Origin of the sequence: Leptospira licerasiae serovar Varillal str. VAR 010 (assembly GCF_000244755.1) — a bacterium.
GTDB classification, from domain to species: Bacteria; Spirochaetota; Leptospiria; order Leptospirales; family Leptospiraceae; genus Leptospira_B; species Leptospira_B licerasiae.
Genome location: NZ_AHOO02000006.1, coordinates 289,111 through 308,500 on the forward strand (window position 1 = coordinate 289,111; position 19,390 = coordinate 308,500).

Consider the following 19,390-nt stretch of genomic DNA (forward strand, 5'->3'; position numbering starts at 1 on the left):
TTTAGATCATTCTTCTAGATGGATCAACTATCTCGGTAATTCTAATTCCGTAATAATCATCCAATAGGACCAGTTTTCCCTTTCCTACCAGCTTGCCGTTTGCTAAAATATCCAAATCTTCTCCGACTGCATTGTCCAGTTCTACAACTGCACCTTCGTTCAGACCTAGGACATCTTTAATGTACATATTTGTCCTACCTAATTCAACAGTAAGAGCCACATTAACATCTAGTAATAGATTAAGGTTCGCGGTATTGGAAGAAACGGAACTAGAGCGAGCGCTTGCTTTTGGGGGCGCAGGAGTAGAAGAAGGTCCCAAGGCCGCCGCAATATCCGCGAAAGATGGAGCTCCTCCAGATGCAGGAGAAGTAGAAGCACCTGCTCCACCGCCTGCATCTCCTAATAAGGAATCCAATTCTCCGCTCAGATTAAAATCTGCTGAGCCACCGCCCCCACCGCCAGGACTGGACCCGGTTAGTAATGCGTCTATATCGTCTTGTGAAAGGGAGCCTTCACCCATTAGGACTTGCCTCCAAAGGTTCTTTCTAAATTCTTCGACAGAACCGAAAGATTATACAAGAGAAATTCTAGGGAAGAAAGAATGAAACCTGAAGATTTGACCCCTCCGTCGGCGCGAAATTCCGGAAATATCCTGGATTTTACCCAGGCAAAAAACCTACTTTACTCGGAATTAAAAGGTCTGGGAGTCAAGGATGCGGAACTTCCCGCATTTGTGCCTGACAAAAAAGATCTCAGGATCGAATTTCCTATCCCTGGCACTGACAAAGCACAGTTGCTGGATTGTATCCAGATAGTTCGTAACCATATTGAAAATCTGAGGATCCATACTTTCGAACCGGGATATGTTTGCCTACAAGCCCTGAATGAGAATCTATTCGAAACTAAAAACATTTTAGACAATGCAAAGTTCCGTTTTTATGCGGGAAGGAACCAAAGCAAAATAGAGATCACTAAAAAGGGAGATTTCCATAGAGAGGAGATTTTTTCCGCAATCGATCTATTCAAGTATCTCAGACTTTCTAAACAAGAGTCGGTCCAAAATCCAAAAGAACTTTTACTCAGACTAGGGATCGATGTGTTCGATCCGATAGAAGCTAAGAAGAAGGGAGACTGGATGACATTCGAGGCCATCGCAGGTTACGAGGATGTCAAAAGACAAATATTAGAATCCATTATACTTCCTCTAAAATCTCCTGAAACCTTAGAGGAACTTTCCAAACTCACTCGTAAATTTCCCGGAAGAACAAAACCAAGAGCAATTCTTTTGGAAGGAGAACCTGGGGTCGGAAAAACCACAATGGCAAAGGTGATTTCATGTATGACGGAAATCCCTCTCATCTATGTGCCGGTAGAATCCATTTTAAGTAAATATTATGGGGAAAGCGCCCAGAACATGGCTTATGTCTTTGACGTGGCTTCCCTATTCCCTTCTTGCCTTTTATTTTTGGACGAAATAGATTCCTTAGCAGGCTCCAGGGACGACGGCCTATTTGAGGCTACCCGGAACATTCTATCAGTATTATTACGAAAACTAGATGGTTTCGAAGGGGGACAAAAATCAATTACCCTGGGGGCTACCAATAGAAAACAGGACTTGGATAAGGCTTTGCTTTCCAGATTCGACAGATCCGTATTCTTCCCCCTGCCTAACGAAAAAGAAAGGGCTGCGATATTAGGGAATTATGCTAAACATCTACAGGATTCGGAGCGTTTAACAATTTCACAACGATTGGGATCGCATTCTGGCCGGGATTTACGGGATTTCTGCGATTTTGTGGAAAGGAGATGGGCGGCTTACCTGATCGAAAAAGGATTGAAACCGACTCCTCCCCCCTATGAACTGTATTTGGAAACGAGTTCAAAATCCGGAAAATAAACGTTTTCGGTGCGAAAATGTAAGTCTTGGATTTAATCGGGAGTCTATTTTACCGATACTAGAGACAGGGTATTCTCGACTTTCGGGGAAACTCAAACGCAGAAGAGACCAAGGAAATAGGGTACAATGAAACGCAAAATCGCATTTTGCCTGGCAATTTTTTCAATCGCAGGCATACTCAACGCTCAAGACAACCAAGGCCAAAAGAAGGAAGACGGTCAAACCGGTGCGGCTATCCTTGAAACGGAAAAAGGTCTGGACCAAAGAGTTACCGCTCTAAACGAAAGACTGAAACGTCATACCGTACTTATGAAAATGAAAGTACGTGTTCTTCCATTCAGAACCGTTCTTTACAAAGGAAAAGCAAACAACGACGAATGTGTGGTTTCCAGCAGTAACGCACAAGAAGATGCAGCAAATAACTGTATCCGAGTAGAAGTTTACGATTTCATTAAGGACGAGGAAAGAGGCCAAGGTAAGATCGTTCAAGGTGGACTTTCCAAATATATGGAAATCTTCTTCGAAGGACCTAACTCAAACGATCCGGATCCTAGAATGGAACCTCCCCGTAAGATCAGCAAAATTATCAGCAGAGTTTATAAGAACAACTTCCTGATCGAAGATAAATCGGTTTCCGAGATCATCGACAGAGCTCCTAACGATCAACCAGGTCATAACGATAAAATCGAACTTTTTTATCAAAAGAACGGTTATCCTGAAGGTGGTCGCCCAGAAACTCCTAGCGAAAAAGGTGTCGGTAAATACGTTCTTGCTAACGTAGAAAATACCAAGACTCACCCGATCCGTAACACTTTCAAAAAGACGTTCTACATTAAACATTTGGATTCGTTCGACAGATTATTTACCAAAATTTTCGATTACAACGACCAATTAGGTAATGAGAATTACAAAGAGAACGTTAATACGCTCAAGGAATCCCTGAAATACTAAGCTAAGTGCGGTATATTCTTCCTTGTTCTTCCTGCGGCACTGAACTCAGGATTCCCATTGATTTGGGAAGACTGACTGTTCGGTGTCCTAGATGTTATCATTCTTTCGTTTTTGATCCGGAAGACCCGGCCAGTTTTAGAGGCGGAAGATACGATCTCCCCGGAGGAGATTCCGGTTCTAAGAGTCCCCGTTCCATACGGGGATTTTTTCGTTTTCTAAAAGATAAATTCGAATCTATCAAATCCAGATTCAGTCGGAATCGATCTTTTGGCTGGCAAAATCCAGGAGAACGAGAACAGCCTCGATCATTCGAAAATTATAATGATCCAAACCGGACAGGATTCGGTCCTCTACTCGCAAAATATATTCTATTCATCCTGATCCTGATAGGGATCGCAAGAGCATGTTTCTTTTCTTCCCAAAACTGGAACGATTCCGTTCCGAATTGGGATACTCCGGAGACTCAGGAGCCTTCCGTTCCAACTCCAGGGGAAGAAGAGAATAACGCTCCCCAAGTAGAAATTTAGATTTTTATGAACTACCTAATATTGGATCCCTCTCAGAAGATTCATTCTGGGGAATTCAAGATCTCTAATCAGGGTCGGATCAATCATATTCTAAAAGTTTTACAAAAAAGAGAAGGAGATAGGATCAAGGCCGGTTTACTGGACACTAGTTTAGGGATCTTTAAAATTCGAAAACTGTCTCCAGACGGAATTTTAGGATCTTACACAGAAATTTTAAAACCTAAAAGAAGAAGTCCAAGCATCCATCTAATCCTCTCCGTTCAAAGACCTCCTACTGTGGAAAAGATCTTAGAATTGGCCGGCGTTTGGGGAGTACAATCTTTGGAATTCAGGCTTGCTTCACTATCTAGAACGGAATATCTCACCTCCCCTATTTGGAAAGAAGAGAATATCAGAGAAAAATTGATTCTAGGAATGGAACAAGGCGGGAATGTTTTTTTTCCAAAATGGGAGCTTGGATTTGTTCCACCTGGCAAAAAGTCTAGTTTTCAAAAAAAGGGATCTATTTCGGAGATAATAAACTCTTCCCGTAAGTTTTTCTATTTGGATAAAAAAGGAAGATCTATCCAAGAGTTTCTACCCTTGGATGAAAAAGAATACTGCATTTTAGTAGGACCGGAGCCCGGTTGGACGAAAGCAGAATTGGAAATATTCAGAAAATCAAATATCCCGGGAGTAAGACTTTCTTCGTCCGTTTTAAGATCGGAACAGGCGGTGTCCTTCTTTCTTTCCCAATGGGAAAACTCTCTCCCTCGTTGATTAGAAGGACAAAGAATTAGAGAACAGAACCTTTTGTTCGTCTTGGGCAACGAAACTATTCGAGGTGCTATCGTAAACCCATCTGCGGATGTCTTGGACTCTGATCGCTATAAATCCAAGGTTCAGAGCGGCTTCTATCGCACCGACTGAGTTATCGTCCACCTTGAATGCGTCTTTATTCTGATCAAAATTCTTACGCGTATAATATCCGGAGATCATGAAAAAAGAACCGATCGGGAAATACAAACCTACGAATATCCTGGAGTTATTCGGTCCTGAATAATTTTCATAATTCGCTTCTAAGGAAACTCTATAAAAATTAAATACTACGGAAGTGAAATATCCTTTCAGTCTTGCTCCATCCGGGTCCATAAGTTTGGCAGCTTCCAGCTTTGTCATTGGTAGTTGAGAGTTCACATTGGATTGGTATCTCTCCAATTCGTAAAAGCTATCGAAATACATCGGAATATAGTTCGCATCCATATTCCTGTATTCAGGTTTGATCTTAGCATAGATATCTTTTCCACCGAAGCGGAACATTGCACCCGTATGAGTTCCTTTAGAGTTCAATAATTTAATGGTGTTTACGTCGTAGTACGGAGTGATCTCTATATACTTTGTGCTGATGAGTTTATATTCTGCATCCATACCTTGGATGATCAGTCTTTCAGATTGTTCCACGAGCGGGTTATTATTGGAATCCAAACGTAAACGGCCGGTTGTATCGAATGAAAGTTGTGTCGGAGCCTTTGTATCGAATGCAGTCGTATAGCCTATAGAGAATCTATTTGCGAAATTGTCCTGATTGAAGAACTCTTTTAACTTTTCCTTACGAGATTCAGGCTTTTTCTCGATAGGGATCATCTCTTCTCTCATTTGGTGGGTCTTTTGGTCCTCTACCAAAGCTCTGTATTTTTCTCTGTCTTCAGGATCTACTCCTGCTTCTTCATAGACTTTTTTTCGACCGGCTTCGTCCGCCACGTTTCCTTGTCCAAGTTGCAACATCCCAAATAATTGGGATCTTCCCGTAAATAGATCGAATAATTTGAATGCGATCGCAAAAGGACGAACGTATCCTCTAGCCGCGCCTATCTCGTGAGTATAAACCGAATTTGTAAATACCTGCACTCCTCCATAATCGTTATTAAAATCCGCCATTAGACCCACATTGTAAATGTCTATCCTTTGGTTGTTTACGTAACGGTTTACTATGGTTCCGTGCCCTATATATCCATCAAAAAGTTTTCCAGCATAAAAAGAGAAGGTAGTCTCTCCAGGTTTATAAAGTCCGTAAGTCCCGTACCAGATATTATTGATCAGCCTTAGATAATCGCTCTTTTGGTCGTAGTCGATTTTACGAATGCTTCCTACTTTTAAGGTAGGATCTTTCGGATCCTGATCGTATGCGAGAAAGTTCATCGGAGCCGTGAGTGATAGTCCGAATTCTCCCCCGAAATTCAAATTTAAGGTGGGAGCAAGATATAGATAATAGTCGTTATTGAACTTGTTTACCCCTGCATCGAATGTAAATGGATCAGGAGGTTGCATATATTGTCTGCCGGGAGGCATCCAAAGTTGTGCCTCAAGATCTTCTGCAGGCAAAAGATAAAAAGAGAGAAGTAGAATTCCCGGAAGTAATAAAGATCTTCTAAATAAATTCAAAAAGTTTAATTTCATATTTGAGCCGGAATTTCTCCGGGGACCGCATTTCAATTCATCCAAAAATAGTACCACTAGTATCGTATTACGTACGCGGAATCTAAATGACTAACCGATTCTATCAGAACCTTGCGTTGAAAAACCAATAAAACGGGAATATTTCTCGTATTTTAGAAAATATTTTCCAAAATATGCTGAATTTCATTTCTTAAGGGATGGATTTTCAAAAGAATTTTGCAAGTTTCTCTTCCTTCCCCCATATCCGTTATAACGATTATTTTATCTTATTTAACAAATTTTAGATGGACATTGTAGAGCAATTTTCTACTCTCAGTAAAAAGGAGTCTTAAGCGTGGCAAGAAACTACAAACCAGAAACAATCGTTCTTCACGGAGGACAGGCCCCAGATCCGACAACCACGTCCAGGGCAGTCCCTATCTACCAAACTACGTCCTATGTTTTTAAGGACACAGATCATGCAGCGAGACTATTCGGTCTCCAGGAATTCGGTAATATTTATACCAGAATCGGTAACCCGACTACTGATGTTTTAGAGCAAAGAGTTGCGGCATTAGAAGGCGGAGTTGCCGCACTCGCTACCGCTTCCGGACAATCGGCAGAAACATTAGCACTTTTGAATATAGTCGAATCCGGTCAGGAGATCGTAGCTTCTTCTTCCCTTTATGGAGGAACTTATAACCTTCTCCACTATACTTTCCCTAAGTTGGGGATCAAAGTCCATTTCGTGGACCAATCGAATCCTGAAAATTTCAAAAAAGCGATCAATGATAAGACTAGAGCTATCTTTGCCGAAACCTTGGGAAATCCTAAGTTGGATACTCTGGATATCGAGGCGGTTGCTAAGGTCGCTCACGATGCCGGGATCCCGCTAGTAATCGACAATACATTACCTTCTCCTTATCTTGTTCGTCCTATCGATTTCGGCGCGGACATTGTAGTTCACTCTTTGACCAAGTTTTTAGGAGGCCACGGAACTTCCATTGGAGGGATCATCGTGGATTCGGGTAAATTCAACTGGGGGAACGGCAAATTTAAGAACTTCACTGAGCCGGATCCAAGTTATCATGGCCTGAAATTTTGGGATGTTTTCGGTAAGTTCGAGCCGTTTGGCGGAGTGAATATCGCATTCATCATCAAAGCCCGTGTCCAAGGTTTAAGGGATTTGGGACCTGCAATTTCTCCTTTTAACGCATTTAATATCCTACAAGGTATTGAAACTCTTCATTTGAGAGTCACCCAACATTCTCAAAATGCCCTAAAGGTTGCGGAATATCTTTCTAAACATCCTAAAGTAACTTGGGTGAACTATCCTGGCCTTCCTTCCGATAAAAACTATACTCTGGCTAAAAAATACCATACGAGAGGATTGTTCGGAGCGATCATCGGGTTCGGAGTAAAAGGTGGAATTCCGGAAGCGAAGAAGTTGATAGACGGTTTGGAATTATTCTCCTTGCTCGCAAACGTAGGAGATGCAAAATCACTTGCGATCCATCCAGCTTCCACTACTCACCAGCAGTTGAGTCCGGAAGAACAATTGGCAGCGGGTGTTACTCCTGAGTTCATCAGACTATCTGTCGGTTTGGAACATATAGACGATATCATTACGGACCTGGACGAAGCTCTGAAAAAGGTGTGACTTCCGGCTCTATCCAAAAAATCGTCTAATAATCAGCCACTTTCTCTTTTTGCTTTCCTAAGCTTGCTTTGGATCGTCTGAAAAAGGAAAGTGGCTTAGTTATTTGGAACTTAAAACATGGGATCGAATCAATCCGTCGGAATAGTAGAACCAAAAACCGCAGTGCTGGGAGATCTACGCCTGGACAACGGTTCCATCCTTTCTCCCACCATAGTCGCCTACGAGACCTACGGAACTCTTTCTCCCAACAAAGACAATGCAATACTGATTTGCCATGCACTTTCAGGAGACGCTCATGCCGCAGGCTTTCATTCGGAAGGGGAAAAACGTCCCGGTTGGTGGGACGAATATATCGGTCCCGGTAAAGCATTCGATACAAATCAATATTTTGTAATATCTTCTAATGTGATCGGCGGATGTAAAGGCTCGTCTGGACCTATGAGTATCAATCCAGTAAGCGGTAAACCTTACGGTTCCAGCTTCCCTTTCGTTTCCATCAAGGATATGGTAGCCGCTCAAAAACTTTTGGTAGAATCCTTCGGTATCCAAAGATTGCTTTGTGTGGCCGGCGGTTCCATGGGAGGAATGCAGGCTTTACAATGGAGTATTTCTTATCCGGATGCTTTAGAGAATTGTATAATACTAGCATCTTCCGCAGAACATTCAGCAATGCAGATCGCTTTTAACGAAGTAGGAAGGCAGGCAATCCTTTCCGACCCGAATTGGAATAACGGATTGTACGAAGATAATGCAACTCCTAGAAAAGGTCTCGCCTTAGCAAGAATGATGGGCCATATTACTTATCTTTCCGACCATAAGATGAGAGAAAAATTCGGCAGGAAACCGCCAGTAGGAAATCTGTTAAATTCGGATTTTGCAGTAGGAAGTTATTTAATCTACCAGGGAGAAAGTTTCGTAGATCGGTTTGATGCGAATTCATATATCTATGTAACCAAGGCCCTTGATCATTTTAGTTTGGGCAAAGGCCAGGAACTTACTAAAGCTCTCAGTCCAGCTCAGTGTAGATTTTTAGTGGTCTCTTATAGTTCTGATTGGCTCTACCCTCCTTCTCAATCCAGAGAAATTGTGAAAAGTTTAGAAGCTTCAGATAAAAGAGTCTTTTATGTGGAACTTACTACGAACGAAGGCCATGATAGTTTTCTACTTCCTAACCAAAAACAGGAAGATGTGATCAGAGGTTTCCTAAATATGCCGGTGAACGAATGATAGATTCTAAGATCTTAAGTAGCACCACTCTGAGTGAAAGGCCGGATTTCGCATATATTCTGGATACGATCTCACCAGGTTCCAGAGTTTTGGACCTTGGTTGCGGTAATGGAGATCTTCTTTATCTTCTAAAACAAAAAGGGATCAGAGGACAAGGTATCGAGAAAGACGAGGACGCAATCGTAGAATGTATCCGCAAAGGAGTTTATGTTCACCACGGAGATATTGACGAGGGCTTAAGCCATCACGAAGACAAACGTTTCGATTACGTGATCTTAAACCAGACTATCCAAGAGACTAGACATCCAGGCGACATTATAAAAGAATGTTTAAGGATAGGTAAACGTGTGATCATCGTTTTTCCGAACTTTGGTTACTGGGAAGTTCGTTTTAGAATTCTTTTCCAAGGAAAAACTCCTGTTACGGATCTTCTTCCTTATCGCTGGTTTAATACACCTAACTTACATTTTCTTTCCGTTCTGGACTTCCAAGAATTCTGTGATATCCGAGGTTTTACCGTGGAAGACAAAGCATTTTTTACCGATCTGAAGCAGGTAAAATTCCGTCCGAACTTTTTTGCGAAGTTGGCTCTCTTTCAGATCAGGTAGTTTCGTAAAGAGTTCACGGAGTTTGGAGAGGCGCAGAGGTTTTCTCACGCAAGAGACGCGAAGCCGCAGAGGGTTTTGTAAGAGTTCCTACACATGAAATCAATTCCCCTCCGCGGCTCTGCGCCTCTGCGTGGTAATTATAGTTCTAAACTCTCTGGGCCGGAGCTACCCCTGCTCTTTCGAGCGCCTGGTCGATCAAAGACTGATACAATGTTTGGATAGGTATCCCTGCTGCCTTAGCTTGTTGAGGGATAAGGCTTGTCTCAGTCATTCCGGGTAACGTGTTTGTTTCCAGAACGAATGGAGTTTCTCCTACGATTATAAAATCCGTTCTAGAGTAACCTTCACAACCTAGTGTTTTGTGGGCGAGAATGGATTGTTCCTGGATCTTGGAGATGATCTTTTCAGGCAAACGAGCAGGAGTGATCTCTTGGGAAAGTCCCGGTTTGTATTTGGATTCCACATCGAAAAATTCTCCACCTGGGATAATCTCCGTAGGAGGAAGAGCTTCTAAAATTCTTTTGGAACCTTCTTTCTTTTCCCAGACTCCACAGGAAACTTCCGTTCCTTTTAGGAATTTTTGCAAGATTGCGTGTTCTTCCGCATCGAAAAATTCGGGCAGTCTTTTACGTAGATCTTCCGGTCCTTCTATCCTGAATGTATGAAAACTAGAACCGCCTTCTACCGGTTTTAGAAAAAGAGGATATTCTAAACCGGAATTTTCGACCAAAGTCGGATTTTCGGAATATTCTTTTTTTCTCAATTCCCAAAACGGAGCCACGGACATTCCTGCGAGTTGGAACAATCGATTTGCTCTGATCTTGTCCATTGCAAGCGCAGAAGCTTTTACATCGGAACCTGTGAATGGTATCCCAAGAACTTTTAAGAATCCTTGGACAGAACCGTCTTCTCCGCTCGTTCCATGTAATCCTAAAAATGCGACATCACAATCTAACGAGGAAAACGGTCCGGCGCTTATGGCATGAAGTTCTTCGAATTCCCTTAAATACTCTTCCGGATCCTTGGGATTTCCTTCCGGGAACTCTGGTCGATACTCTTTAGGGATCGCCCACCTCCCGTCTCTGGAAATCAGAATGGGTTTGACCGAATGTCCCATGGCAGACAAAGTTTTACTTATGAAAGTGCCTGTGCGCAGGGAAATTTCGTGTTCTGTGGAAGTTCCGCCGAATAAAACTGCAATTTTCAATGATCTAATCCCCTGTTGCTTAGGATTTTCCGGGAAGAATGATAAATAAGAATCTAGTACTGATCCTTTTCTTCCTAGTTTGTACGGAAAGTCTATTTTCAGAATACCCTTTCAAACCGGTTTCACCTTACCCTTCCGAATACAAACAATTTTGGTTCTTATACCAATCCGAAAAAAGATTGGGAGAAGAAGAGCATATCTTCAGACCTTTCTTCTCCACTTATAAAGAAACTAAATCCAATTATAGATACGATACATTCTTATTCCCGATCTACTATTCCGAAAAAACGGATTATTGGAGGGTATGGAGTTTTTTATTTTTCATCAGCGGAACGGAAGCCTATCACGACGATCTAGGTTGGGACGAGGATACTCTTTCTCCGCTTTTGATTTGGGGAAAAGGAGAAACCGCAAGAGAGTCCTATTTCGGATTTTTCCCTCTTTTCGGAAGACTCAGAGGAAAGGTCAGTTACGCAGAGTTGAATTTTACTCTATTCCCTTTGTATTCTAATTGGAAATACAAGAATTACAACGCCCATTCGATCTTGTGGCCTTTGGTTATGTGGGGAGGTTCGGAAGTCAGAAACGATCTTAGGATCTTGCCGTTTTATTCTCATAAGATCCATAAGGGAAAATACGAACGTTATTCTATCCTTTGGCCTTTTATACAATGGGGAAGTATCAACGAAGATAAAAGAGAACCTTTTACTTATAAAATGTTTTGGCCTTTCTACCTTTCCAAAGATTCCGAGTTCGGGAACATGAAGGCGAGAGCTTTTCTCTGGTTTCCGATTTTAGGTTCTTTGTTTTCATACGGATATGATAAAAGGACTCATGAAAAGGATCTGAACGTTCTATTTTTCCTTTTCCAGTACGGTCAAAACGACGACGAAGATTACAGAAAATTAATCTTATTTCCTTTTTACGGTTATTATAGATTCGCCTACAAAGAGACCAGATTTTTCACTCCTTTTTACTTCCGTTTGAGTACGGATAGTTATCATCTCAAATCTTCGGAGACCTACTTTATCCCTTTTTGGTGGAGAACGAACAGGACTTACGTTCAATGGGGAAGAGAAGAAAATTATTATAAGCTCTGGCCATTCTTCCGCTGGCATGAGGATAGAGAAGGTAACCTGACTTGGAATTTTCTTTCTTTATTTCCGATAAAATCCGAACTTGTGGAAAGGATCTGGGATCCGGTCTGGTCTATCGTTGAGTATCAAAAATTGGCCAACGGAGAAAAAAGGCTCTCTTTTTTAATGAGGCTTTATACCCAGAGATGGAATGAAGAAGAACTGCATATCCATGTGCCATTGCTCGTGGAATATAGCTCCACTCCGGAAAAAACTTCTTATCAATTTTTATACGGTCTATTCGGATTAGAAAGAAGTAAGGATAAGACCACGGTGCAGATTTTTTGGTGGATTAGGCTCTAATCGAAATGTTGGAATCCTTTAAAGAAAAAGCGAACGATACTCTATACGCCGCAGGTTATACGATCATTTTGATCGCGGAAACTTTTTTAAACCTGAGATTTGCGGTCGAAAAAAGAAAAGAAATTTTAGACCAGATGTTTATCTCCGGTGTCGGAAGTTTATTCGTAGTTTCGGTAGTTGCCGTTTTTACAGGGATGCTTCTCACATTAAACACAGGACTTGGATTGAAGGATTTCGGGGCAGAAGGTCAGATCGGACTTCTTCTTACGATCACTCTCACCCGAGAGATGTCCCCTTTTATGACCGCACTTATTTTAGCTGCATCCATCGGATCTGCGATCGCGGCGGAGATCGGAACCATGAAAGTTTCGGAAGAAATTGACGCTCTCGAAGTAATGTCTATCGATCCTGTGCGCTTTCTGGTATTCCCTAGAGTATTAGGTTTTTCTTTAATGGTACCTGTGCTCTGCGTATATTCCAGCATTTTGGGGATCTTAGGCGGAGCGTTAGTCGGTCATTTTCAATTGGGAATAGAATACATTGTATATTTCCAGGACGTGAACGAAAGGATCACCTCCATTCCAGGTCTTAAGGATCTGTACACTGGACTATTCAAAGGTTACGTGTTCGGTCTCATCATTTCATCCATCTCCTGTTCTCACGGCTTACGAACGAGCGGAGGAGCGATCGGGGTCGGTAGAGCCACCCGAGAATCAGTGGTTACCTCCTTCTTGATGGTAATCTTTTTCGGTTACGTGATCACTGCGATCTTCTATAGGGAATAAATTATGGAAGAATACGCAATAGAACTCATAAATCTGCACAAGGCCTTCGGACAAAGAAAGATCCTGAAAGGTATGAATCTTCAGGTTAAAAAAGGAGAGACAATGGTGGTGCTTGGACCTTCCGGAACGGGAAAGTCTGTCACCTTAAAACATATCACAGGCCTTTTGGATCCGGATGCTGGAGAATGTAAGATCTTCGGTGAAAAAATCTCAGGGGTTACCATTCCGGAAAGAGAAAAGCTCCGCGCTAAAATGGGAGTCTTATTTCAATCAGGAGCGCTCATCAACTGGATGACCGTTTTTGATAACGTTGCGCTCCCCTTAAGAGAGCATAAATTATTTCCGGAAGAGGAAATCCAACGTATCGTTGCCGAAAAACTCAGGTTAGTGGATATGACTGTCGCAAAGGATAATTTTCCGAACGATATCTCTGGCGGTATGAAGAAGAGAGCTGGACTTGCAAGAGCGATCGCTTCCAATCCTCAGATCATATTATACGACGAACCTACATCAGGTCTAGATCCTGTTATGTCGAACGTGATCAACGAACTGATTATTCGGATCAAAAAGGAAACAGGCGCAGCACAGGTGGTGGTAACCCATGATATGTCCAGCGCATATATGATAGCCGACCGCATTTCATTTTTTTACGGTGGACAGGTCCTATTTACCGGAACCCCGGAAGAAGTGAAGAATTCTCCGAACGAATTCATCCGTCAGTTTATTAATGGGCATACCAAAGGGCCGATGATTCTGGAAACTAAGAATTGAAACCTGGGTCCTAAGAGAATATTCTGGATAAAAAGTCCGATATATATATATATAGTAAGAGTTTTGGATCCTAAATGAAATCCTTTCGTTATCTTTTAGTAGGTGCTATTTTTTCCGTCGCCTTAGTCGTAGTCGGTTATTTTACCGTTATGACGGAAGGCGGACCCGTCCAAAAGCGGGGAGAATTCCTAAAGATCAATTTCAAAAACTCGGAAGGGATCAAGGTGGGAAATAAGGTCACCGTACAAGGTGTTCCCTTCGGCTATGTTTCCAATATTCGACTCATTCAGATAGACGAGAATGGAGCTGTACTTCCCGCCGGGGAAGTGGGAGTCGCCACCAGGGTAGAAGTCACTATTCTTCTAAAAGAACCTGTGCGTATGTACGAAAATTATGATATTGCAATACGTAACGAAAGTCTACTTTCCGGAAGGGTGATTTCCATAGATCCAGGAACTTCCGAGTCCACGGAAGAAAGTAAAGGCCCCCCCAGGACCTTCCAAGTAGTGGATTATAAAACCAGTGGAGCCTCCTTAAAAGGAAGAGTATTGCAGGATCCGCTGGTCTCTCTTTCGGAATTGATCGCGGAAAACAGAGGAGATATCAGAAAAACTTTTTCCAACGTAGCGGATATCACTACTAAGATCAACACAGGAGATGGGACCTTGGGTAGACTGATCAACCGGGACGATCTTCATACCAATGTGAATACAGTCTTAACGGACGCTCAGATCGTTCTAAGAGAACTGAGAGAAGGTCTGGAAGATACCAGGGAGCAAGCCCCGGTCACAAGTTTTATCCGCGCGGCGCTTAGCTCTTTCTAAAACCTTTTTCTTGCCAAATACTGCTCTTTGCGGGAGACTTTCCCTATGTCTTCTCGTAAAATCGCAATCATCGGAACCGGTATCATGGGTAGAGGGATCGCAAACAATCTCTCTTCCAAAGGACATACTCTTCAGTTATTCGCTCGTAATCCCGAAAAGATCAAAGACCTACAATCGGATAAAGTCTTTATTCACGGAAATATCAAAGACGCAGTAAAAGATTCGGAAATTATAATACTCTGTCTTACGGAAGATCATGTAGTGGAAGAATCGGTATTCTCTTCCGGACTTTTGGAAACAAACGCAAAATATGTAATAGATATAGGAACAACCTCCCCTTCTCTCACTTTAAAACTGAATAATACATTCCATAAATATAATATTTCATTCATAGACGCTCCAATGACAGGTTCTAAAAATGCTGCCAGGGACGGACAAATACTCTTTATGGTGGGAGCAAAATCGGAAGATGAGATCCAAGATATCTCTTTTATATTCGAGATCTGCGGTAAGAACACCGTGTATTGCGGAAACATAGGAGACGGACAAAAAGCAAAGATCGCACTCAATATGGTGCAAGCTGGGATCTTCCAAGTTTATATGGAAGGTTTTTCATTGGCAAAAAGCCAAGGTATAGATCCTTCCATCCTAAAATCTATCTTAGAACAATCCGCCGCTAAGTCCGGAATTTCAGAATTCAAGTTTCCATTCGTATTTTCAGGAAATTATGAAACTCATTTTGCTTTGAAGAATATGTATAAGGATCTTAAACATGCACTCTCATTGGGAAAAGAATCCGGAACAATATTGCCTCTTTGCTCCGGATTGGATGAGATTTACCGCTCCGGAATCGAAGCGGGTCTCGGGGAAAAGGATTATTGCAGCTTAAACGAAGTTACTGCGAGGATACATCCGGCCAAATGATCTTTTCGATAAGACCATTTCCGTTCTCATCCACTCTCAATTGGATTTTAGCGCCGGGTTCTCTGAGTTGTTCCTCCAACTTTTGAGCGCCCTCTTCCGGGATAAAGTATTTGCGGAAAGGATAATTAAAGTTTCCGTAATTACATTCTCCTTTGACGTAATTCCAACAAGTCGTGTCGTTTTTGAGCTCTTTACAATCGGAGTAAAAACGTATTTCGTATTCAGAGGGTTCTCTGGAATCAAAACAAACACAGGCTTCCTTTTTAGTAAGTCTATTTCCATCCACGCTTGCAGTTGCAGATTCTACCGTAGAAGAAACGTAATCACCTCTTTGACAAATATCGTCCGAATATTTTCGATCTATCTGAAATCTCAAATATTGTCCTGAAAGTAAATCCCTAGGGTCGTACCCGGTAATCGGAAGGATCAAAACTTTTCCATTTCTAAGATCGAATTCTCTTTCCAATGCAACGGAAGCCAAAACTATAATCGGCAAAAATACCGCAAGGACCGAAATGTAAAACTTCTTCATATTCCTAATTCCTCCTCTTGGAAGAGTTGGTTCGCAGCATTTCTGATCTTTTCTCTCATTCTAAATACTAATATACTGAATCCCAAAATAAAGATCCCCGAAACAACCAAACCGATCCCTGTAGCCAGCAAACTTCCGAATACTTCCAGATAGATAGATACGAATCGAAGACCTAAGATCAGCAAAGATAGATCGAACCATCTTCTGGATTCGAAAAATAAGAATGTGAAAGGGATCCAGGCCAAAAAGAAAAAGATCATGGCTGGATATTTTCCGTACCAATGGAACACTTGAGGATAATTTAAAAATCCTAAGAATATTCCGGAAATAGAAAGTAAAATGATCTTTCTGCGAGAAAAGCGGTTTCTGAAAATTTGAGAAATCGCGACCAACAGAATTGGAAGAAGTAAAGGCCAATACCAAGAGAAAGGTAAATCGTATCTCCTGGCAAATTCGGGATCCTGATCCAGGTTCGGAATATCGTGTGTCTCGAAACTTCCCCAAATAGAAGAAGTTAAAAAGAAACCGAAAGCCCAAAGCAAGAACGGATTTACCAGGATAGAAGTTTTACTCTCCTTAGTTTCCAACCTCCTCTCGGTAAAGATCGCAATCCCTGTGAATGCCCAAGATGCAATAAAGAAGAAGAGAGAAAAATAATGGCTTCTATCCTTCCAACCGATATCAGGATGATTGTCTATCCAACTCAAAAAAGAAGAACTGAATACTGCGATCCAGAGATGTTGTAACACTCTTCCCGGATACATGATCACAAGTAAGATCGTGATTGCCGACCATAGAAGAAGGGCTTGGTATAATTTTCCTTGGGTATGATAGATCTGTGAAACGAGACCAATATTCGCAAAAAATAATACACAAAGAAGTAAGACCAAAAGATAACGGATCGTATCGTTCCATATCTCTTTACTTTGAGAATAAAGAATCGTAATGCCGATCCCGGAAAGTATCGTAAAGCTGGCGAATAATTTTACGGAATAATGGATCTTATCCCAATTCGCGGCCACCATCGCAACGACCCCAAGTCCGATGATAACGACTCCTAAGGCTAAAAAGGAATAGAATACGTAGGGAATTTTTTTAGAATCTTCGAATTTGAGAATGGACTCTGCTTGGGCTTGGCTGATGAGCCCGCCATCTACCCAAGTTTTTAATTTTTTCTTCCAGTTCATGACGCGAAAGGTTATCCGAATGAAATCGAATTCAGTCAACCTTTCTTTCTAAAATTAAAAATAGAATCGGAAATTGCGAGCGGTTATAGCAAGAGTAGAATCAGCCTTCTTCCTGGTTTCCCAAAGATTTCTGGATATTACTGCGGTATCTTTCTTTAAAATAAGATTTTTGATTCGCCGCACCGATGCCTGCTTCTTTCAATCTTTTTTCATTTGCTAAAATCCTATCCTCGTCTAGCGGATGAGTGCTTAGGTATTTTTCCAAAGGAATATCGGCGCCCTTTAACTCAGGATTTACTTTCTTCTCCTTTTGGATATCTCTGAAAAAATCGGCGATCGCTCCCGGATAATAAGGAGTGGATCTCATATAATCAAATCCGAATTCATCGGCTTCTTCTTCCATAGAACGGGAATTTGCAAGTCCAAGTAGATTTGTAGAAAGTCCCGCAATATCGGCCGCATGTTGTGCGAGATCGGGCCCAAGAACATAAGATAGAACAAAATACAAAACAAAGTATAAAGTTAGATTTGTGGATAATTGTTTGGTGGAATGTCTTCTTTCCGCATGAGCAATCTCATGAGAAAGAATTCCGGCAAGAGTCGCCTCGTTTTTTACAAAATGAAGAAGTCCAGTATATACAAATATATATCCGCCAGGAGCACAGATCGCATTGATAACCTTATCATCGTCTATTATGGTTACCTTATATTTGAATTCATCCTTGTATTGGATGGATTTAGATTTTAAGATACGGTCCACGATGGACTGTAAATATTTCTCCAAGGATCTATCTTTTAAAACTTTACCGTGTTCCTCACCGGTTACTGCTGCCTTGTAAAATTGTTCCCCTAAAAACCGGTCTACGTCCAAAGGAAATACAAGGTCCACCATCCAGCCGCAGCCTTGCAGGGAAAAAAGTAAAAATAGGACCAAGAAAAATTTGCGAACAGAAGTTTTACTCATAGGACAACTCACTCCGAATACAAACGGATTTCGTAACCGCCATAGGCGCGGATATTGATGACCACATCTTCGAACAAAAGATACTGCCCTTTGATGCCTAATAATTTTGAATCTATTTCCTTCTCCTTATCCGGGGAGAAAGACTTTGATTTTTTCGGATATTCCGAAATAGGATAACTCAATTTTGTAATTTTCTGTTCATCAGATTCAGTATAAGGAACACCCAAATCCCAAGAATCCAAAACTTCTAATAATTCTTTCTTTTTAGAAACCAGATCGAAAGGTACAGAATCTTCCGTCACCATTTTCTGCCATTTCGTTTTATCATCTATAACAGTAGTAAATTGTTTTTCGATAAGACCGGCATCCCTTCTGGAAGAAACTTCCAATAACGGGATCGCTTCCTGTGCTCCTTGGTCCACCCAACGATTGGAGACAGGTTTTTCGCGAGTGATACCCACTTTTAATCCGCTGGTGTTTGCAAGATACACCGTATGTTTTTGGAAGCAGTAACCTTCTCCCCATTCGGGTTCCCTACATGTTCCTAAATGGAAATGGCAGGTTTCAGGTCTAAGAATACATAGATCATTTTCCGCCAATGTTTGGAAGCATTGGAAACAACTTCCTTGGTTGAAACTTTTGCTAGTTATTTTTCCGCAGTTTACGCAACGTATCTTTCCGGTAAATTCCAGTTTTATTCTTTTACCGACAAGACTTGCAATTTTAAAATTTGCAGGGACAAGTTTGGCCTCTTGTTTTCCGGATTCGGAAGAAGGATACGAAGCGACTACCCAGATATATTCTACCGGGTCGATACCTTCGTGGTCCATCATTCTTAAAAATCCGGAAGAGATTTCTTTCATCGGAAAAAATATTCCTTACCACCGAGTGGTCGCAACTTACCGTCCACTTTTACCGTTAGGATAGTGCTTAGTTCTTGGCCTTTCCAGTCAAAAACCACAATTTTATCCTCGTAGGAATAATGACTGAGCTTTCCGTCAGTATGATAAAATAATTTCAAATCACTCTGCCCTTCTTTTCCCGGCAAAGAAAGTACTCCTTTTCCGGCAAGTGTCCTTCCCTCATACCATTTCGCTTTTACAGGAATAGGAGGTATGGTATTATTCGGGACCAAACCGTTGTTAGCGGTTGCTGCGTTAGGAGTTGTAGGTTCAGAACTACTTTCCGCTAATTTATCTTCCAAGGTAGAAACTTTAAGCAATGCACATTGAAAATTTCCCTCTAACCTAGGAAAGTTTTGGCCACATGGAGTTTCTTTTACATACATTTCTTGGTCGAAAGAAGCCCCAGTACGAACGCTCTGCGCGATCTTAGCGAACGCGTAAAATTTCAAGCGCCCTAAAACTTCTTTCAATCCGTATTCCCTCCATTCTCCAGTTTCGTTTTCCGCAAAAATAGAGAAGGAAAGTAAAAGTAACGATATAACGACGAATCTGATTTTCATAATTTAT

20 protein-coding genes are annotated in these 19,390 nt (G+C 41.6%); 12 read left to right on the forward strand and 8 right to left on the reverse strand.

The genetic code is table 11. The annotated features are described in order from the left end of the window. Position 1: 1 nt before the first annotated feature. Positions 2-520, reverse strand: a complete 519-nt coding sequence (gene fliN, locus LEP1GSC185_RS09605; protein ID WP_008590289.1) for a flagellar motor switch protein FliN — start codon at positions 518-520, stop codon at positions 2-4. Positions 521-601: 81 nt separating this feature from the next. On the opposite strand from fliN, the gene LEP1GSC185_RS09610 reads away from it, so the two are divergent. The 4 genes from LEP1GSC185_RS09610 to LEP1GSC185_RS09625 all read left to right on the forward strand — a co-directional run bounded on the left by LEP1GSC185_RS09610 (position 602) and on the right by LEP1GSC185_RS09625 (position 4,134). After that, positions 602-1,897 carry an AAA family ATPase gene (locus LEP1GSC185_RS09610; protein ID WP_008596622.1) on the forward strand — a complete coding sequence of 432 codons (1,296 nt, stop codon included), beginning with the start codon at positions 602-604 and terminating at the stop codon, positions 1,895-1,897. A gap of 126 nt (positions 1,898-2,023) precedes the next feature. Beyond that, positions 2,024-2,848, forward strand: coding sequence for a flagellar-coiling protein FcpB (gene fcpB, locus LEP1GSC185_RS09615; protein ID WP_008590453.1), 825 nt, complete (start codon positions 2,024-2,026; stop codon positions 2,846-2,848). Positions 2,849-2,910: 62 nt separating this feature from the next. Beyond that, positions 2,911-3,375, forward strand: coding sequence for a hypothetical protein (locus tag LEP1GSC185_RS09620; RefSeq protein ID WP_008590628.1), 465 nt, complete (start codon positions 2,911-2,913; stop codon positions 3,373-3,375). A gap of 6 nt (positions 3,376-3,381) precedes the next feature. After that, a complete protein-coding gene (locus LEP1GSC185_RS09625; RefSeq protein WP_008589587.1) occupies positions 3,382-4,134 on the forward strand; it encodes an RsmE family RNA methyltransferase in 753 nt (250 codons plus the stop codon). On the opposite strand, the gene impL63 is transcribed toward LEP1GSC185_RS09625, so the two are convergent. Further along, positions 4,135-5,811: a cytoplasmic membrane protein ImpL63 gene (gene impL63 / locus LEP1GSC185_RS09630; protein ID WP_008591243.1), complete on the reverse strand. Its 1,677-nt coding sequence runs from the start codon at positions 5,809-5,811 to the stop codon at positions 4,135-4,137. Between the two features lie 334 nt (positions 5,812-6,145). Here impL63 and LEP1GSC185_RS09635 point away from each other — a divergent pair, with 334 nt between their 5' ends. The 3 genes from LEP1GSC185_RS09635 to metW all read left to right on the forward strand — a co-directional run bounded on the left by LEP1GSC185_RS09635 (position 6,146) and on the right by metW (position 9,285). Continuing rightward, positions 6,146-7,450, forward strand: coding sequence for an O-acetylhomoserine aminocarboxypropyltransferase/cysteine synthase family protein (locus LEP1GSC185_RS09635; RefSeq protein WP_008591311.1), 1,305 nt, complete (start codon positions 6,146-6,148; stop codon positions 7,448-7,450). 117 nt (positions 7,451-7,567) lie between these two features. Next, positions 7,568-8,677 (forward strand): homoserine O-acetyltransferase MetX, encoded by a 1,110-nt coding sequence (gene metX / locus LEP1GSC185_RS09640; RefSeq protein ID WP_008590144.1) that lies wholly within the window; start codon positions 7,568-7,570, stop codon positions 8,675-8,677. Then, on the forward strand, positions 8,674-9,285 hold the full coding sequence (metW, locus tag LEP1GSC185_RS09645) for a methionine biosynthesis protein MetW (RefSeq protein WP_008591316.1): 612 nt from the start codon (positions 8,674-8,676) through the stop codon (positions 9,283-9,285). The genes metX and metW overlap by 4 nt, the downstream gene beginning before the upstream one ends. 145 nt (positions 9,286-9,430) lie before the next feature. On the opposite strand, the gene LEP1GSC185_RS09650 is transcribed toward metW, so the two are convergent. Then, positions 9,431-10,492 (reverse strand): D-alanine--D-alanine ligase, encoded by a 1,062-nt coding sequence (locus tag LEP1GSC185_RS09650; protein ID WP_008591071.1) that lies wholly within the window; start codon positions 10,490-10,492, stop codon positions 9,431-9,433. 38 nt (positions 10,493-10,530) lie between these two features. On the opposite strand from LEP1GSC185_RS09650, the gene LEP1GSC185_RS09655 reads away from it, so the two are divergent. From LEP1GSC185_RS09655 to LEP1GSC185_RS09675, 5 genes are all read left to right on the forward strand, one after another. Further along, positions 10,531-11,931 carry a hypothetical protein gene (locus LEP1GSC185_RS09655; protein WP_008590309.1) on the forward strand — a complete coding sequence of 467 codons (1,401 nt, stop codon included), beginning with the start codon at positions 10,531-10,533 and terminating at the stop codon, positions 11,929-11,931. Between the two features lie 5 nt (positions 11,932-11,936). After that, positions 11,937-12,716, forward strand: a complete 780-nt coding sequence (locus LEP1GSC185_RS09660; protein WP_008590801.1) for an MlaE family ABC transporter permease — start codon at positions 11,937-11,939, stop codon at positions 12,714-12,716. A gap of 3 nt (positions 12,717-12,719) precedes the next feature. Continuing rightward, on the forward strand, positions 12,720-13,487 hold the full coding sequence (locus tag LEP1GSC185_RS09665) for an ABC transporter ATP-binding protein (RefSeq protein WP_008590059.1): 768 nt from the start codon (positions 12,720-12,722) through the stop codon (positions 13,485-13,487). Between the two features lie 74 nt (positions 13,488-13,561). Then, positions 13,562-14,311 (forward strand): mammalian cell entry protein Mce, encoded by a 750-nt coding sequence (gene mce, locus LEP1GSC185_RS09670; RefSeq protein ID WP_008591769.1) that lies wholly within the window; start codon positions 13,562-13,564, stop codon positions 14,309-14,311. Between the two features lie 45 nt (positions 14,312-14,356). Continuing rightward, on the forward strand, positions 14,357-15,235 hold the full coding sequence (locus tag LEP1GSC185_RS09675) for an NAD(P)-dependent oxidoreductase (RefSeq protein WP_008591532.1): 879 nt from the start codon (positions 14,357-14,359) through the stop codon (positions 15,233-15,235). Here the strand turns inward: LEP1GSC185_RS09675 and LEP1GSC185_RS09680 are convergent. The 5 genes from LEP1GSC185_RS09680 to LEP1GSC185_RS09700 form a co-directional block, all read right to left on the reverse strand. Beyond that, on the reverse strand, positions 15,207-15,767 hold the full coding sequence (locus LEP1GSC185_RS09680; protein WP_008591141.1) for a GDYXXLXY domain-containing protein: 561 nt from the start codon (positions 15,765-15,767) through the stop codon (positions 15,207-15,209). The two genes, LEP1GSC185_RS09675 and LEP1GSC185_RS09680, sit on opposite strands and share 29 nt — an antisense overlap. Continuing rightward, on the reverse strand, positions 15,764-16,954 hold the full coding sequence (locus tag LEP1GSC185_RS09685; protein WP_008591082.1) for a DUF2157 domain-containing protein: 1,191 nt from the start codon (positions 16,952-16,954) through the stop codon (positions 15,764-15,766). Before LEP1GSC185_RS09685 ends, LEP1GSC185_RS09680 begins: the two co-directional genes overlap by 4 nt. Before the next feature lie 100 nt (positions 16,955-17,054). Then, entirely contained in the window at positions 17,055-17,918 is an 864-nt protein-coding gene (locus tag LEP1GSC185_RS09690; RefSeq protein WP_008589432.1) for a M48 family metalloprotease, read from the reverse strand. An 8-nt stretch (positions 17,919-17,926) separates the two neighbouring features. Beyond that, complete coding sequence (locus LEP1GSC185_RS09695; protein ID WP_008591310.1) at positions 17,927-18,781, reverse strand: DUF2797 domain-containing protein; 855 nt, start codon at positions 18,779-18,781, stop codon at positions 17,927-17,929. Continuing rightward, positions 18,778-19,383, reverse strand: a complete 606-nt coding sequence (locus tag LEP1GSC185_RS09700; RefSeq protein WP_008590397.1) for an LIC_11883 family protein — start codon at positions 19,381-19,383, stop codon at positions 18,778-18,780. Before LEP1GSC185_RS09700 ends, LEP1GSC185_RS09695 begins: the two co-directional genes overlap by 4 nt. Between the last annotated feature and the right edge of the window lie 7 nt (positions 19,384-19,390).